At 67.6% G+C, this 15,850-nt stretch carries 11 protein-coding genes; 6 read left to right on the top strand and 5 right to left on the bottom strand.

All coding sequences use genetic code 11. The annotated features are described in order from the left end of the window. The first annotated feature begins 60 nt into the window (after nt 1-60). Nucleotides 61-819, top strand: coding sequence for a 3-hydroxyacyl-CoA dehydrogenase (locus tag IV088_RS06365; protein ID WP_291099300.1), 759 nt, complete (start codon nt 61-63; stop codon nt 817-819). A 141-nt stretch (nt 820-960) separates the two neighbouring features. Here IV088_RS06365 and IV088_RS06360 read toward each other — a convergent pair whose 3' ends face one another. Beyond that, nucleotides 961-2,904, bottom strand: coding sequence for a GspE/PulE family protein (locus IV088_RS06360; protein ID WP_291099297.1), 1,944 nt, complete (start codon nt 2,902-2,904; stop codon nt 961-963). Between the two features lie 124 nt (nt 2,905-3,028). Between IV088_RS06360 and IV088_RS06355 the strand changes: the two genes are divergently transcribed. Further along, entirely contained in the window at nt 3,029-4,882 is a 1,854-nt protein-coding gene (locus IV088_RS06355) for a gamma-glutamyltransferase family protein (protein WP_291099492.1), read from the top strand. Between the two features lie 495 nt (nt 4,883-5,377). Here IV088_RS06355 and IV088_RS06350 read toward each other — a convergent pair whose 3' ends face one another. Beyond that, nucleotides 5,378-7,024, bottom strand: a complete 1,647-nt coding sequence (locus IV088_RS06350; protein WP_291099294.1) for an acyl-CoA synthetase — start codon at nt 7,022-7,024, stop codon at nt 5,378-5,380. A gap of 43 nt (nt 7,025-7,067) precedes the next feature. On the opposite strand from IV088_RS06350, the gene dnaG reads away from it, so the two are divergent. Next, a complete protein-coding gene (dnaG, locus tag IV088_RS06345) occupies nt 7,068-9,071 on the top strand; it encodes a DNA primase (RefSeq protein WP_291099291.1) in 2,004 nt (667 codons plus the stop codon). 293 nt (nt 9,072-9,364) lie between these two features. Further along, complete coding sequence (gene rpoD / locus IV088_RS06340; protein WP_291099288.1) at nt 9,365-11,701, top strand: RNA polymerase sigma factor RpoD; 2,337 nt, start codon at nt 9,365-9,367, stop codon at nt 11,699-11,701. 404 nt (nt 11,702-12,105) lie between these two features. Here rpoD and IV088_RS06335 read toward each other — a convergent pair whose 3' ends face one another. After that, entirely contained in the window at nt 12,106-12,954 is an 849-nt protein-coding gene (locus IV088_RS06335) for a class III extradiol dioxygenase family protein (protein ID WP_291099285.1), read from the bottom strand. Nucleotides 12,955-12,970: 16 nt separating this feature from the next. Then, nucleotides 12,971-13,315 (bottom strand): protocatechuate 4,5-dioxygenase subunit alpha, encoded by a 345-nt coding sequence (locus IV088_RS06330; RefSeq protein WP_291099282.1) that lies wholly within the window; start codon nt 13,313-13,315, stop codon nt 12,971-12,973. Between the two features lie 94 nt (nt 13,316-13,409). On the opposite strand from IV088_RS06330, the gene IV088_RS06325 reads away from it, so the two are divergent. Both IV088_RS06325 and IV088_RS06320 read left to right on the top strand, forming a co-directional pair. Continuing rightward, nucleotides 13,410-14,312: a LysR family transcriptional regulator gene (locus IV088_RS06325; RefSeq protein WP_291099279.1), complete on the top strand. Its 903-nt coding sequence runs from the start codon at nt 13,410-13,412 to the stop codon at nt 14,310-14,312. Between the two features lie 70 nt (nt 14,313-14,382). Continuing rightward, the gene (locus IV088_RS06320; protein ID WP_291099276.1) at nt 14,383-15,396 is read left to right on the top strand and encodes a lysylphosphatidylglycerol synthase transmembrane domain-containing protein; all 1,014 of its coding nucleotides are present in this window, start codon (nt 14,383-14,385) and stop codon (nt 15,394-15,396) included. Between the two features lie 17 nt (nt 15,397-15,413). Here the strand turns inward: IV088_RS06320 and IV088_RS06315 are convergent, their stop codons facing one another. After that, on the bottom strand, nt 15,414-15,839 hold the full coding sequence (locus IV088_RS06315) for a PPC domain-containing DNA-binding protein (protein ID WP_291099273.1): 426 nt from the start codon (nt 15,837-15,839) through the stop codon (nt 15,414-15,416). Nucleotides 15,840-15,850: the final 11 nt, after the last annotated feature.

Raw genomic sequence — 15,850 nt, 5'->3', positions numbered from 1 at the left:
CACCGTGGGCGATAATTGACGTTTACGTCAACGTCAAATCACCATTCGAGGAGCACACCCATGGACATTCAAGGCAAGGTTTTCATCGTCACTGGCGGCGCATCGGGCCTGGGCGAAGGCACGGCGCGCATGCTGGCAGCCAACGGCGGCACCGTCGTGATCGCCGACATGCAGGCTGAAAAGGGCGAAGCGGTCGCCAAGGAAATCGGCGGCGCCTTCGTGAAGTGCGACGTCAGCAGCGAAGCCGACGGCCAGGCCGTGGTCGCCAAGGCCGTGTCCATGGGCAAGCTCATGGGTCTGGTCAACTGCGCCGGCATCGCACCGGCCGAGAAGACCGTGGGCAAGAACGGCGCGCACTCGCTGGCCGTGTACACCAAGACCATCATGGTCAACCTGGTCGGCAGCTTCAACATGATCCGCCTCGCGTCGGAAGCCATGTGCAAGAACGAACCCGAAGCCACCGGCGAGCGCGGCGTGATGATCAGCACCGCCAGCGTCGCGGCCTACGACGGCCAGATCGGCCAGGCGGCCTACGCGGCCAGCAAGGGTGGCGTGGTCGGCATGACGCTGCCCATCGCGCGCGACCTGTCGCGCAACGGCATCCGCAACATGACGATTGCCCCCGGCATCTTCGGCACGCCCATGCTGTTCGGCATGCCGCAGGAGGTGCAGGACGCCCTGGCCGCCAGCGTGCCCTTCCCCAGCCGCCTGGGCACGCCAAACGACTACGCGAAACTGGCCAAACACATCATCGAGAACGACATGCTCAACGGCGAGGTGATCCGCCTCGACGGCGCGATCCGCCTGGCACCGCGCTGAGAGGGAACTCCCCCGCCGCGCTTCGCGCGACCCCCTCAAGGGGGCGATGCGAGTGGCCCGGCAAAGCCGGTTCCACCGCATCCGGGGTGGGGCACGTCGCGCCGAGGGGCCGTCCCTGACCGTGCCGGGCTTCCGGCTGGCTCAGCGGTACGCCAGCCGCGCCTGCTTGAGGTCGATGCGGCCCTGCACCACCTTCTCCAGCGCGTCGTGGCGCAGGCTGCGCATGCCTTCGTTCACGGCGGTGTCGAAGATCTCGCCAGGCCGTGCGCGGTTCTGGATCAGCCGCTTGATCTCCCGGCTGTTCTGCAGGATTTCATAGACGCCCATGCGCCCCTTGTAGCCCTTGCCGCTGCAATGCTCGCAGCCCACCGCGTGGCGAACCCGCACCTCGCCGGGGGTGGCCACGCCCGCGGCGTCCAGCAACCGGGCCTGGGCCTGCGGCAGACTGAGGCCGCTGCCCTCGCGGTACTCCTCCAGCAGCGCCGTCCAGGACGTGTCGTCGAGTGCGGTGGTGCTCGCGCAATGCGGGCACAGGGCGCGCACCAGCCGCTGCGCCACCAGCCCCAGCAGCGAATCGGCGAAGTTCATCGGGTCCATGCCCAGGTCGAGCAGGCGCACCACGCTTTCGCTGGCGTTGTTGGTGTGCAGGGTCGAGAGCACCAGGTGACCGGTGAGCGAGGCTTCGATGGCGATCTTCGCGGTCTCGGCATCGCGGATCTCGCCGATCATGATGATGTCCGGGTCGGCGCGCAGGAAGCTGCGCATCGCGCTCGCGAAGGTCAGCCCGATCTTGGCGTTCATCTGCACCTGCCGCAGCCCGGGCTGGGTGATCTCGATCGGGTCTTCGGCGGTCCAGATCTTGCGCTCGGCCGTGTTCACCTCGGCCAGCATCGAGTGCAGCGTGGTTGTTTTGCCCGAGCCGGTCGGCCCCACGGCCAGCACCATGCCGAAGCTGCGCTGCGAAAAGCCGGCGATGGTCTCCAGGTCACGCGGCTGCAGGCCCAGGCGCGAGAGCGGCAGCGGCTTGGCCGACTCGAGCAGGCGCAGCACCACGTCTTCCAGGCCGTCGTGGGTCGGCATCACCGCCACGCGCAGCTCCAGCGCCTGGCCGCCGAACTCGGCGAAATCGATCTTGCCGTCCTGCGGGCGGCGGCGCTCGGCGATGTCCAGCCGCGCCATGATCTTGACGCGAGAGACCAGCGGCCCCCGCAGCTTCGCCGGCAGCCACAGGTAGGGCTCCAGATCACCGTCGCGCCGGAACCGGATCGCGGTCAGCGCCTCGCCCGGGTTGGTCTCGATGTGGATGTCGGAGGCGTGCAGGCGCTGCGCCTCGGCGATCATCTCGTTGACTAGGCGCACCATGCCGGCCGACTCGCTGGCCGAGGCGAGCTGCTCGGCCTCGGCGCCGCTGCCCAGCTCCACCATCGCCTGCATCACCAGGTCGTCCACGAGCACCCGCTCCTGGGCGCTGCCCGCGCCTGGCGGCGCCAGCTTGTGCCACAGCTCGTCGACAACGACCGGTGCGTGGCGAGCGTGGTTCGCGCGTTCCACGCGCTCCTGCACCTCCAGCCGCCGCTCGATGGCCTCGCGGCTGCCCCAGACCAGCGCCACCGAGTGGCCGGTCAGGCTGCGCAGCTGCTGGCGCAAGGCGTCGCTCGTGGGCGCACACGACGCGATGTACAGCTGCTCGTTGGCCATGCCCAGTGGCACCACGTTCAGCGCCTGCGCTTGGCGCAGCGGCAGCAGGTCAAAGGCCTTGGGGTCCCCCTCAAACCCCAGCACCTCGATCTCCACCAGCCCCGCCACCCGCGCCAGCGCGCGGTGCAGTTCGTCTTCGGTCAGCAGGAGGCGCAGCACCAGATCGCCCGAGCGCGAGCGCAGCAGGTCGGGGTCTTCGGCCACCAGCTCGCGCAGGGTGCCCTCGTCCAGCAGGTGCAGTTGACGCAAGGCTTCGCTCAAAACCACGATCGGACGCCGGCGCTGTATGTCCTGTGCGTTGATCAGCTGCGGCAGGGTCTGCACCAGCGCACGCGGTGCGGCGCAGAAAGACCCCGAGTCGGAGCCGGGCGTGATGGTGAGGGTCATCGAATCTCCTGTAGAACACGTGCTGGGCACCCGTGTGCCAGCAAGATCAACATACCCCGAAAAAGTAACAATTTGTTTGACACCGGGCAAGCCTTGTCCGATCCACCCCATGAAAGCCGTGTCCATGCCACATTTTTCACAGGCCCACCGGATCGCGGGCCGCGCCTTGACGGCGGTGGCCATCGCCGTCGCTCTCGCCGCCTGCAGCGCCCCACCGGCGTCCCCCTGGGCGTACCAGCCGCCCGCGCTGACCCAGCAACCCGAGTCGGCCACGGGCTGGAGCGCCAAACCCGGCTGGGCTTTCCCGCGCGAGGCGGTGGCCGCTGCGAATCCGCTGGCCGCCGACGCGGGCGCCCAGGTGCTGCGCGCGGGCGGCAGCGCGGTGGACGCCGCCATCGCCGTGCAGATGGTGCTCACGCTGGTGGAGCCGCAGTCCAGCGGCATCGGCGGCGGCGCCTTCCTGCTGCACCACGATGGCCAGCGCGTGCGGGCCTACGACGGCCGCGAGACCGCGCCCGCCGCGGCCGATGGCCAGCTGTTCATGGGCACCGACGGCCAACCCCTGCCGTTCATGGAGGCCGTGGTCGGCGGACGCTCGGTGGGCACCCCCGGCGCGGTGGCCATGCTGGCGCTGGCGCACCGCCAGCACGGCAAGCTGCCCTGGGCCCAGCTGTTTGGGCCGGCCATCACCCTCGCCGAGCAAGGTTTCGCCGTCAGCCCCCGGCTGCACGGCCTGCTGCAGGCCGAGACCGCGCTCAAGGCTGACCCGGTGGCCGCCGCCTATTTCTACCGCGCCGATGGGCAGCCCCACCCGGTGGGCCATGTGCTGAAGAACCCGGCGCTGGCGGCGGTGCTGCGCGAGATCGCCGTGCAAGGCCCGCGCGCGCTGCACGAGGGGCCGGTGGCGCGCGCCATCGTGGCCAGGGTGCAGCAACACCCCACGACACCCGGCCGCCTCTCGCTGGACGACCTGCGGGACTACCAGCCCAAGGAACGCGAGGCGCTGTGCTTCGACCACCAGGCCCTGCAGCGCCTGCTGCGCGTCTGCGGCTTCCCGCCGCCCAGCTCGGGCGCGGTGGCCATCGGGCAGATCATGGGTCTGCTGGCACGCACGCCGCAGGGCTCGGCGCCGCTGAGCGGTGAGCCGGGCCCGCACTGGCTGCACGGCTACATGGAGGCGTCGCGGCTGGCGTTTGCCGACCGCGCGCTGTACCTGGCGGACCCCGACTTTGTGGCCGCACCCGCTGGCCGCTGGGACAGCCTGCTGGACATGCGTTACCTCGACGAGCGCGCCCGCCTGATCGGTCCGCAGCGGGCGCCACAGGCCCCGCCCGGCCAGCCCGGCTGGGTGGTCAGCGCGCACGCGCCCATGCCCGATCAGCCGGAATACGGCACCAGCCACATCAGCATCGTGGACCGTTACGGCAACGCGCTGGCCATGACCACGACCATCGAGGCGGGCTTCGGCGCGCGCCTGATGGTGAGCACCAACCCCTCGCGCCCCGGCGGCTTCCTGCTCAACAACCAGCTCACCGATTTCAGCTTCACCCCCGCCGACGCGCAGGGCCGACCCGTGGCCAACCGCGTGGAGCCGGGCAAACGGCCGCGTTCGTCGATGTCGCCCACGCTGGTGTTCGACAAGGCCAGTGGGCAGCTGCTCATGAGCACCGGCAGCCCGGGCGGCGCACTGATCATCCACTTCACGGCCAAGACCCTGTTGGCCACGCTCGGCGGTGGTCTGGCGCCCCAGGCCGCCATCGACCTGCCCAACTTTGGCACGCTGGGCGGACCGGTCCTGCTGGAAGCCGGCCGCTTCCCGGCGAGCACCGTGCAGGCGCTGCAGCAACGCGGCCACACCGTGAGCGAAACGCCGATGCCAAGCGGGCTGCAGGCGATCCAGCGTGGTCTGAAGGACGGTCAGGTGGTGTGGCTGGGGGGCGCGGACCCGCGGCGCGAGGGGGTTGTGGCGGGGGATTGAGGCTTCGGGTTTTGTTGGCAGGGCGGCTGTGGTTTGCTGCTGTTCAGGTGCCTGGTTCATCGTTGCCCCACCTTCGGCGCGTGTGCCGTGCTGGCAGGGGCAGGTGGTCCGGGTGTTCGTTCTCCGTCCCACCTCTCGGGCGGCTGCCCGGACGCATTTCCGTTGCTTCATCAACACCGTTGCAGCGCGCACGCTCCGTGGCCACCGCGAATGGGGACTGCGCCCGCTCACCCAAACCACCTACCCCGAAGTGACGTTGGAGCGAACCGTAGGCGCACCCACCCGTCTTTGGGGACGATGGTGGCTCCCCCGGGCGCAGGCCCCATTCGCCGTTGCCACAGAGGCTGCCTACCCGTACGGTGTTGACGCAGCAGCCGTGGCGCCCACAGCCATATGACGGCGAGCGTGGGCCGGAGAACGGGGGTGACACCATTGGCCTGCGCGGGGTGCAGGCGCTTCGTGTAGCGGCGAGGTGCAGGCGCGAAAAACCTGGAATCAAACGTCAATCGCCGCCGCAGACCCCGCCCGCTTGCGCAGTTCGAACTTCTGGATCTTCCCGGTGCTCGTCTTGGGCAGTTCACCGAACACCACGAACCGCGGCACCTTGAACCCGGCCAAGTGCTTCTTGCAATGCGCCACGATGTCTTCCGGCGTGGTTTGCACGCCGAACTTCAGCTCCACAAACGCACAGGGTGTTTCGCCCCACTTGGCGTCGGGCCGTGCCACCACCGCCGCGGCCAGCACGTCCGGGTGGCGGTACAACACGTCTTCGACCTCGATCGACGAGATGTTCTCGCCACCCGAGATGATGATGTCCTTGCTGCGGTCCTTGATCTTGAAATAGCCGTCGGGGTACTGCACCGCCAGGTCGCCGCTGTGGAACCAGCCACCGGCAAACGCCTCCGCCGTCGCCTTGGGGTTCTTCAGGTAACCCTTCATGGCGATGTTGCCCTTGAACATGATCTCGCCCATGGTCTCGCCGTCCTGCGGCACCGGCACCATGGTCTCGGGGTTCAGCACGCGCACGTCGCGCTGCAAGTGGTAACGCACGCCCTGGCGCGCGTTGAGGCGGGCGCGTTCGCCGATGTCCAGCGCGTCCCAGGCCTCGTGTTTGGCGCAGACCGTGGCCGGGCCGTACACCTCGGTCAGGCCATAGACGTGCGTGAGATCAAAGCCCATCTGCTCCATGCCTTCGATCATCGACGCCGGCGGCGCCGCGCCCGCCACCATGGCCTTGATGCCGGCGGGCACACCGGCCTTCATGGCCGCCGGCGCGTTGACCAGCAGGCCGTGCACGATGGGCGCGCCGCAGTAGTGCGTCACGCCGTGCTCGCGCATGGCGTCGAAGATCGCCTGCGGGTCCACCCGGCGCAGGCACACGTTCACGCCCGCGCGCGCCGCCACCGTCCAGGGGAAACACCAGCCATTGCAATGGAACATGGGCAGCGTCCACAGGTACACCGCGTGTTTCGGCATGTCCCACTCCAGCACGTTGCTGATCGCGTTCGTCGCCGCGCCCCGGTGGTGGTAGACCACGCCCTTGGGGTTGCCGGTGGTGCCGCTGGTGTAGTTGAGCGCGATGGCGTCCCACTCGTCGGCGGGCAGGCGCCAGGCGAAGGCCGGGTCGCCACCCGCGAGGAAGGTTTCGTAGGTCGAGGTTCCCACGGGCTGGGATTCACCGGTGAAGAGCGCGTCTTCCACGTCGATCAGCAGCAGCGGTGTGCTGGCCTGGCGCAGCTTGAGCGCCTTGGCCAGGGTGCCGGCGAACTCCGGGTCCACGATCACCGCCTTGGCCTCGCCGTGGTCGAGCATGAAGGCGATGGCTTCTGGGTCGAGCCGGGTGTTCAGCGCGTTGAGCACCGCACCCGCCATGGGCACGCCGAAATGCGCTTCGACCATGGGCGGCGTGTTGGGCAGCATCACCGCCACGGTGTCGTTCTTGCCGATGCCGGCGCGCTGCAGGGCGCTGGCGAGCTGGCGCGCGCGAGCGTAGGTCTGGCGCCAGGTCTGGCGCAGCGCGCCGTGCACGATGGCCAGCCGGTCGGGGTAGACCTCGGCGGTGCGCTCGATGAACGACAGCGGCGAGATCGGGGTGAAGTTGGCCTCGTTGCGGGGCAGGTCCTGGTCGTAGATGCTCGTCATGCGGGTCTCCGGGTTCTTGAAAATCGTGGGGGAGAATAGCCCCGTGGCCATACCGCAGACTTTCATCCAGGAACTGCTCAACCGCGTCGACGTGGTCGACGTGGTGGGCCGCTACGTCCAGCTGAAAAAAGGCGGTGCCAACCTGATGGGCCTGTGCCCGTTCCACGGCGAAAAGTCGCCGTCGTTCAGCGTCAGCCCGACCAAACAGTTCTACCACTGCTTCGGCTGCGGCGCCAACGGCAACGCCATCGGTTTCCTGATGGAACACGCCGGCATGAGCTTCATCGAGGCGGTGAAAGACCTGGCCCAGCAGACCGGTCTGCAGGTGCCCGAAGACGACGCCTCGCCGCAGGACCGCGAGCGCGCCGCCCAGCAGCGCCAGAAGCAGGTGACGCTGAACGACGTGCTGGAAAAGGCTGCGCACGCCTACATGAAGCACCTGAAGGCCTCGCCACGCGCCGTGAGCTACCTCAAGGGCCGCGGCCTCTCGGGCGAGATCGCCAAAACCTTCGGCCTGGGCTACGCGCCCGAGGGCTGGCGCAGCCTGGCGAGCGTGTTCCCGGACTACACCGACCCGCTGCTGGTCGAGTCCGGCATGGTGATCGCGCACGAGGACGAAAAGGGCCAGGACGGCGAAGCGAAACGCTACGACCGCTTCCGCGACCGCATCATGTTCCCGATCCGCAACGTCAAGGGCGAGTGCATCGGCTTTGGCGGGCGCGTGCTCGACAAGGGCGAACCCAAGTACCTGAACTCACCCGAAACGCCTGTGTTCAGCAAGGGCCGCGAACTCTACGGCCTGTTCGAAGGCCGAACCGCCATCCGCGTGGCCGGCTACGCCCTCGTCACCGAGGGCTACATGGATGTGGTCGCCCTGGCGCAACTCGGCTTTGCCAACGCCGTGGCCACGTTGGGTACGGCGTGCACGGCCGATCACGTGCAAAAGCTCTTCCGCTTCACCGACTCGGTGGTCTTCAGCTTCGACGGCGACGGCGCCGGACGGCGCGCCGCGCGCAAGGCGCTCGACGCCGCCCTGCCCCTGGCCACCGACACGCGCAGCGTCAAATTCCTCTTTCTGCCGGCCGAACACGATCCCGACAGCTACATCCGCGCCAACGGCGAAGAGGCCTTCGCCCAGTGCGTCAAAGAGGCCGTGCCGCTCTCGCGTTTTCTGGTCGACGCCGCCAGTGCCGACTGCGACCTGGGCAGCGCCGAAGGCCGTGCCCGCATGGCCAGCCAGGCCCGCCCGCTGTGGAACGCCCTGCCCGATGGCGCCTTGAAACGCCAGCTGATCACCGAGCTGTCCAACGCCATCGGCATCGCCAGCGCCGACCTGCTGCAGCTCTGGCAGCAGACCGGCGGCGGTGCGCGCTCCCCGCGCCCGAACCGCGAACCCCCGGCACCGCAGGAGCCCGGCTACGACGGCGGCAGCCATCACCAGGGCCACGACGACCCTCAGGGGGGTGCTTACACCCCGTCGTACCCCCCCTCCAGCGGCGGGTCGTATGGCGGCGGTGGCAACAGCGGTTACGGCAAAGGCAGCTACGGCAACAAGGGCTATGGCAAATGGCGCAAGGGCCCGCCCCCGCCGCCGCGCATGCTGGGCTCGCGCCGCTCGGGCGGCAGCCGGGCCGACCGAGCGGTGGGCCTGCTGCTGGCCAACGCCCAGGCCTGGGACACGCTTTCCGCCGACGACCACGCCATGCTGGCCCACCTGCCTGCCCCGCACGGCCCGGTGTTCGCCTGGCTCGAAGCCCAACTGCACGAACACGGCCCCCAACCCTGGGCTGCCCTGCGCGAGGCCCTGCGCGGCAACGACCACGAAACCTTCATCTGCGCCGAGGTGGAGCAGGCCACCATGGGCGCGGATTCGGCGCTGGAGCTGGCCGAGCTCGCCGACGTGATGGACCGCCTGCGCGGCGACGCCCTGGAAGCCCTGGCCGGCCTGCTGGCGGCGCGGGTGCAGCAGGGCGACGCCTCGGCCTTCGAGGACTACAAGCGGGTCAATGAACGCATCAAGGCCTTGAAAAGCGCTCCACCGGTATAATCTAGGGTTTTGCACCGCAAGCGCGACAGCAGCACCTCCGGCACAGGCCTGCCCCCAGACAGGGGCGACACGGGAATCCCCCTGGCCACCTCAGCGACCCGCCCGGTCCTGACGGAACCCCGCAAGGACTGCACACCAAATGTTCGCCCACACAGCTTGCAGGCCCATCCTCACCGGCGAGTGATGGGCGTTGTGCCCGACAAAACCACCGTGGATGGTCTGCCCCGCGCGGTTTGTTGTCGGCTTCTGTGAGTCCTGCCGGTTCTTTTTCTGACATTTTTTTTGAGGTCCTCATGCCTGCGAAGAAGTCCAGTACGCCCGTCGTGTCCCACGCAAAAGCCGCACCGCAAACCAGTGCGAAAGCAGCGCCAGCCAAAGCGCCTCCGAAGAAAGCCCCTGTTGTGACGACTCCCAAGACCCCTCCCAAAGCCGCTGCCAAGGCGCCTGCCGCCAAAGCCAACGTGAGCAAGGCCCTCCCGGAAGAGCTCGAATCCGAGCTGGCCGGCACCGGCACCAAGAAAAAGGCCGGTCGCCCCGCCAAGGCAGCCGCCGACAAGCCGGCCGCCAAGCGGGGCCGCAAGCCCAAAGCCGATGCCAGCAAAGGTGGCAGCGATCTGGACGACGCCGACCTGAGCGACATTGAAGAAGATCTGGCCGAAGAGGTCGTCGAAGAAGTCGCCACCGGCGATGCACAGCCGACCGAGAAGGTCAAGCCGCTGCGCATGAAGATCAGCAAGGCCAAGGAGCGCGCGCTGATGAAGGAATTCGGTCTGGACGAAACCGTCCTGTCCGAAGAAGAAGCCAAGAACCGCCGCGAGCGCCTGAAGACCCTGATCAAGCTGGGCAAGACCCGCGGCTATTTGACGCACGGCGAAATCAACGACCACCTGCCCGACAAGCTGGTCGAGGCAGAGACGCTGGAAGTGGTGGTTTCGCTGCTCAACGACATGGGTGTGGCCGTCTACGAGCAGACGCCCGACGCCGAAACCCTGCTGCTGAACAACACCGGCCCGACCGCCGCGACCGAAGAAGAAGCCGAAGAAGAAGCCGAAGCCGCCCTGTCCACCGTGGACTCGGAGTTCGGCCGCACGACCGACCCGGTGCGCATGTACATGCGTGAAATGGGCACCGTCGAACTGCTGACGCGCGAAGGCGAAATCGAGATCGCCAAGCGCATCGAAGGTGGCCTGAACGACATGATGGCCGCGATCAGCGAAAGCCCCGCCACCATCGCCGACATCCTGGCGATGTCCGAAGAGATCCGCAACGGCAAGGTCGTGATCTCGACGGTGGTCGACGGTTTCGCCGACGCCGATGCGGCCGACGACTACGTGGCCGAAGAAGACTTCGACGACTACGACGAAGCCGACGACGACGATGGCAAGGGCGGCTCCAAGGCCCTGACGCGCAAGCTTGAAGAACTCAAGCGCGAGGCGCTGACCCGCTTCGACACCCTGCGCAACCAGTTCGAAAAGCTGCACAAGACCTACGACAAGGAAGGCTACGGCACGCCGACCTACGTGAAGACCCAGCACGCCATCACGGAAACGCTGATGTCGATCCGCTTCACGGCCAAGGCCATCGAGAAGCTCTGCGGCACCATGCGCAGCCAGGTGGACGACGTGCGCAAGAAAGAGCGCGAACTGCGCCGCATCATCGTGGACAAGTGCGGCATGCCGCAGGAGAAGTTCATCGCCGACTTCCCGGCCAACCTGCTGAACCTGAAGTGGGTCGAGAAGCAGGCCGCCGCTGGCAAGCCCTGGAGCGTGGTGATGCAGCGCAACATCCCGCCCATCCAGGAACTGCAGCAGGGCCTGATGACGATCCAGAGCAGCGTGGTGGTTCCGCTGGCGCACCTGAAGGACATCCACAAGCGGATGAACTCGGGCGAGTCCACGTCGCGCGACGCGAAGAAGGAAATGATCGAGGCCAACCTGCGTCTCGTGATCTCGATCGCGAAGAAGTACACCAACCGCGGCCTGCAGTTCCTGGACCTGATCCAGGAAGGCAACATCGGCCTGATGAAGGCGGTGGACAAGTTCGAATACCGCCGCGGCTACAAGTTCTCGACCTACGCCACCTGGTGGATCCGCCAGGCGATCACGCGCTCGATCGCCGACCAGGCACGCACGATCCGCATCCCGGTGCACATGATCGAGACGATCAACAAGATGAACCGCATCAGCCGCCAGCACTTGCAGGAGCATGGTTTTGAACCCGATGCGTCCATCCTGGCCGAGAAGATGGAGATGCCGGAAGACAAGATCCGCAAGATCATGAAGATCGCGAAAGAGCCGATCTCGATGGAAACGCCCATCGGCGACGACGACGATTCGCACCTGGGCGACTTCATCGAAGACCAGGCCAACACCGCGCCCATCGAGGCCGCGATGCAGGCCGGCCTGCGCGAAGTGGTCAAGGAAATCCTCGACAGCCTCACGCCGCGCGAAGCCAAGGTGCTGCGCATGCGCTTCGGCATCGAGATGTCCACCGACCACACGCTGGAAGAAGTGGGCAAGCAGTTCGACGTGACGCGCGAGCGCATCCGTCAGATCGAGAGCAAGGCGGTGCGCAAGCTCAAGCACCCGAGCCGCTCGGACAAGCTGCGCAGCTTCATCGACACGATGTAAGCCGTTTCGGCGTTTTGTTTCGATCCACGGGAGCCTTCGGCTCCCGTTTTTCTTTGGTGCGCCGGGTTTTGTGGTGTGTCTCGCAGAGGTGGGGCGCACTGCTCCGCTCATGTCCCCCGGCCCCGGCCTGCGGCCGGACCCTCCTCCTTTACTTCGCTGCGCAGTGCGCCCCACCTCTGCGAGACGCCTGCGGAAAGGTACGCCTGCGTGAGCACACCAACGTTGCGGCCGGTGCCGGGAGCGTTCGGTGTCCGACGCAGCGAAATAAAGGAGGAGGCGGCCTCCCGCCGCCGGGGGACATTCGCGGAGTCGGATACCGGACGCTCCCGGCACCCGCACAAAAGCCAGAACGAAAAAGGGAGCCAAAGGCTCCCTCCTTCATCCACCAAAAACCCAAAAACAGATCAGACCGCCTCCAGCGCCAACACCCCGGTAGCGGTGTTCGAAATCGGGATGTGGTAATTGCTGTGCACCTTGCGCACCCCCGAACCACCGGCCGTCAGCGCCGCCCGCATCGCCAGCCACATCAACAACTCCACGCCCTGCGTGCCCGCCTTCTCCACCAGTTCCAGATCGCTGAACTGCGTCGCCCACTCGGGGTTCGTTTCCATGCTGTCCAGGAACTGCAGGTCGAACTTCTTGTTGATGAAACCCGCCCGCTCGCCATCCAGCTGGTGCGACAGACCGCCCGTGGCCATCACCGCCACGCGCTTGTCGCTCTGCCAGCTCTGAATCGCCTCGCCCACCGCCTTGCCCAGCTTGTAGACCCGCTTGGCCGTGGGCAACGGGAACTGCACCGTGTTGATGTCGATCGGCACGATCTGCACCGGCGCCACGGCGTGCTCGGGCCAGAACAGCTTGAACGGCAGCGTGCAGGCGTGGTCCACCAGCATCTCCTGGCAGGTCACGATGTCGAATTCCTTGGCGATCAGCTCATTGATCAGGTGCCACGAGAGTTCCGGGCAACCCGGGATCGGCGGCAGTGTGGGAATGCCCCAACCCTCGTCGGCGTTGCTGTAGGTCGCGGCGGCACCCACCGCAAACGTCGGCATCTTGTCGAGGAAGAAGTTCAGGCCGTGGTCGTTGTAGAACACCACCACCACGTCGGGCTTGACCTTGCCCAGCCACTGGTGGATCGGCGGGAAGCCGTCGAAGAAGGGTTTCCAGTAAGGCTCGTTCTGCAGGCCCTTGTGGATGGCGCCGCCGATGGCGGGGATGTGCGATGTGGCCAGGCCACCGATGAGTTGTGCCATGTTCGTGTCTCCTGGTTCAGCACTGGTCGTTCGCGGCCACGAGCTTGGCCTTGAACTGTTCTTTGGTCATGCCCGTCTGCTGGGCGCCGATGTCCTGCATGTCCAGGCCGAAGATGCCGGCGAACTTGGCCAGGTAGTAGGCGTTGCCACCGGCCGCGATCAGGGCCAGCACCTGCTTGGAGCGAATGGCCTCCGCCTGTTCTTGGTTCAGGCCGTGCTGCCGCATGTAGGCCTCGGGGTCGGCCACGAAGGCTTCACGGTTGGCCTTGTGATTGAACGAAAAGCACATCTTGTTCAGGGCGTAGCCCTTCTGTGCCGCGCCGCCGTCGAACGGCGTCGTGCCGGGAATGGTCTTGCTCACTGCGGTCTCCTGCGTGGGGTGGTTTGACGTGTGTCAAGGCACGAGTGTTCCCAGCCCATTGCCAAAGATAAACAGATGAATGATCATCAAACACATGAATGATTTCGATTGGTCGGACCTCGATGCCCGGCTGCTGCAGCTGCTGGTGTCGGTGGTGGAAGCGGGCAGCATCACCGGCGCGGCGCAGGCGCTGGGCGTCACGCAGTCGGCCGTGAGCCACCAGTTGGACAAGCTGCGCGCGATCACCGGCGACGCACTGTTCGTCAAGAGCGGGCGTGGCATCGTGGCCACGGCGCGCGCGGGCGAGCTGGCCGTGCAGGCGCGGGCGCTGCTGCGTCAGCTGCAGGGCTTTGCCCAGACCGGTGCGTTCGATCCCCAGCGCTGGAGGGGCACCGTGACCCTCGCGGCCAACGACTTCCAGCGCGAGGTGCTGCTGCCCGCGCTGGCCCGCCAGCTGCGCGAACAGGCGCCCGGGCTGGCGCTGCGCATCATCCCGTCCGACGTGCCCAGCCTGGAGATGCTGCGCGACGGCGCCTGCGACCTCGCCGTCAGCCCGCGCCCGCCCGAGGGCAGCGACATCGTGCAGAAGCGCCTCTTCGAAGACCGCTACTGCGTCTACTGGGACCCGGCGGTGCGCGAAGGCCCGCATTCGCTGGCCGAGTACCTCGCGGCCGACCACATCACGGTGGTCTACGAACCCCGGCGCACGCTGCACCTCGACCGCACACTCGAAGCCCGGGGTCTGCACCGGCGCTTTGCGGTCATGGTGCCGGGCTTCGCCAGCCTGCCCGCCTTCCTGCGCGGCAGCCCGCTGCTGGCGACCGCGCCCGCCCTGCTGCACGGCCGTTTTCTGAGCGAGTTCGCGCGCGCCGAGGTGCCCACGCCCTGCCCTTCGCTGCCCATGTACCTGATCTGGCACCGCCGCCACCAGGACGACGCCGCGCACCGCTGGCTGCGTGAGCGCATCGAGCTGAGCACCCCGCCAGAGGCCCGTTGACCGGTATCGGATCGTGGGAGCGCCAGCCGATAAAATTTCGCGCTTTGACTTTGTCCCTGGACGCACCCCCATGACCCGCGCAGATGCGTCGACCTTGCCCGCAGAATCCGCCGGCACACCCCCTCGATCCGCCCGCTACCGGGCCCTCAAGCTGATGGCCCTGGCCCTGCTGCTGGGTTCCTGCGCCTACTTCCTGTTCCAGCTCTGGGACAACCTTCACGAGCTACCGCCGGTGCAGTGGGGCTGGGCGGCGGCGTGGGTCATCGGCCTGGCCGTGCTGGGCAACCTGACCAGCGTGCCGCTGATCGCCCTGATGTGGAAGCTGCTGCTGCGCGACCAGGGCGTGGCCCTGCCCTATCGCCGGTCGCTGCAGATCATCGCCGTGTCCCAGATGGGCAAGTACCTGCCGGGCAATGTGGGCCACTTCGCGGGCCGGGTGCTGCTGGGCTCCCAGGCTGGCGTGCCGGCCGGCAAAACCATCGCCACCATGGCCATGGAGACCTTCTGGGTGCTGGGCATCAGCGGCATCTTCGCGGTGGCCGCGCTGATGTTCTATGTGAACGACCTGCACGAAGGCCTGGTCGACAGCAACCACCCGGGTTACCTGGCGGCACTCGCCGTGACCATGCTGGGATCGCCCTTCGTGGCGGTCCGCGTGGTCAACCGCCTGCTTCCCGGCCTCAGCCGCAAGCTGGGACGTGGCCAGTTGCTCGCCGAGCCCCGGCTGGTCACGGCCGTCATGGTGGCCGGGCTGATCGCCCTCTCGTTTGTCGTGCTCGGCAGCGTGGTTGAGCTGCTGGCCTCCGAGCTGTTTCAACACCCGGAAATCGACTGGCTGGAAATGATCCTGCTGTTCGCCGTGGCCTGGACCGCGGGTTTTCTGGTGCCGGGTTCGCCCGGTGGCCTGGGCGTGCGCGAGGCCGTGATGCTCACCCTCATGGGCCCGGCGATCGGCACCGAGACCGCGCTGGGTGTGGCGGTGGTCATGCGCCTGTCGTCCATGGGCGCCGACGCGCTGGCCTTCGGCCTTGGCCTGCTGTTCCGCCCCCCGCCAGCCACGCCGACGGACCTGGACGGGAACTGAAGCCGGCCTGGCAGGCCTCAGGCCCCGCTGGGCCTGACCACCAACTCCGCAAAGCCCGTGGCGGCGTCCGGCTCGCGCGTGAACGCCCATTCGGGCAACAGGGCCAGCAACACCTCGGCCGTGGTGCGCACCCGGCAACCCGTCGCCACATGGCCGCCAAACACCTCGCCCGTGGCGGCCGCCAAGGCCATGTGCAAATGCGAATGGCCCCGTCCGCCATCGCCGGTGGTACCCACCCCCACCGTGCCCGACAGGCTCAGGATTTCCGAGTCCCCGCAGATGCGCAGCGGCTCGCCGGCCCCCGCGAAGCGGATGCGCGCATCCACCAGACTGCCGACGCCCGAGAGCACGAACGCGGCCTGGCACCCCTGGGCGCGCACGGCGGCTTCGAGCGCTTCGCGCAGGTCCTGGCCGGGGGTGAGGCGGAGGGGGAGGGTTTTCATGCGGCACCGTT

The sequence above is a fragment of the Hydrogenophaga sp. genome (assembly GCF_018780075.1).
In the GTDB taxonomy this organism is placed as follows: domain Bacteria; phylum Pseudomonadota; class Gammaproteobacteria; order Burkholderiales; family Burkholderiaceae_C; genus Hydrogenophaga.
The sequence above is the reverse complement of the archived record's forward strand: the minus strand, read 5'-3'. Positions and strand labels throughout refer to the sequence as shown.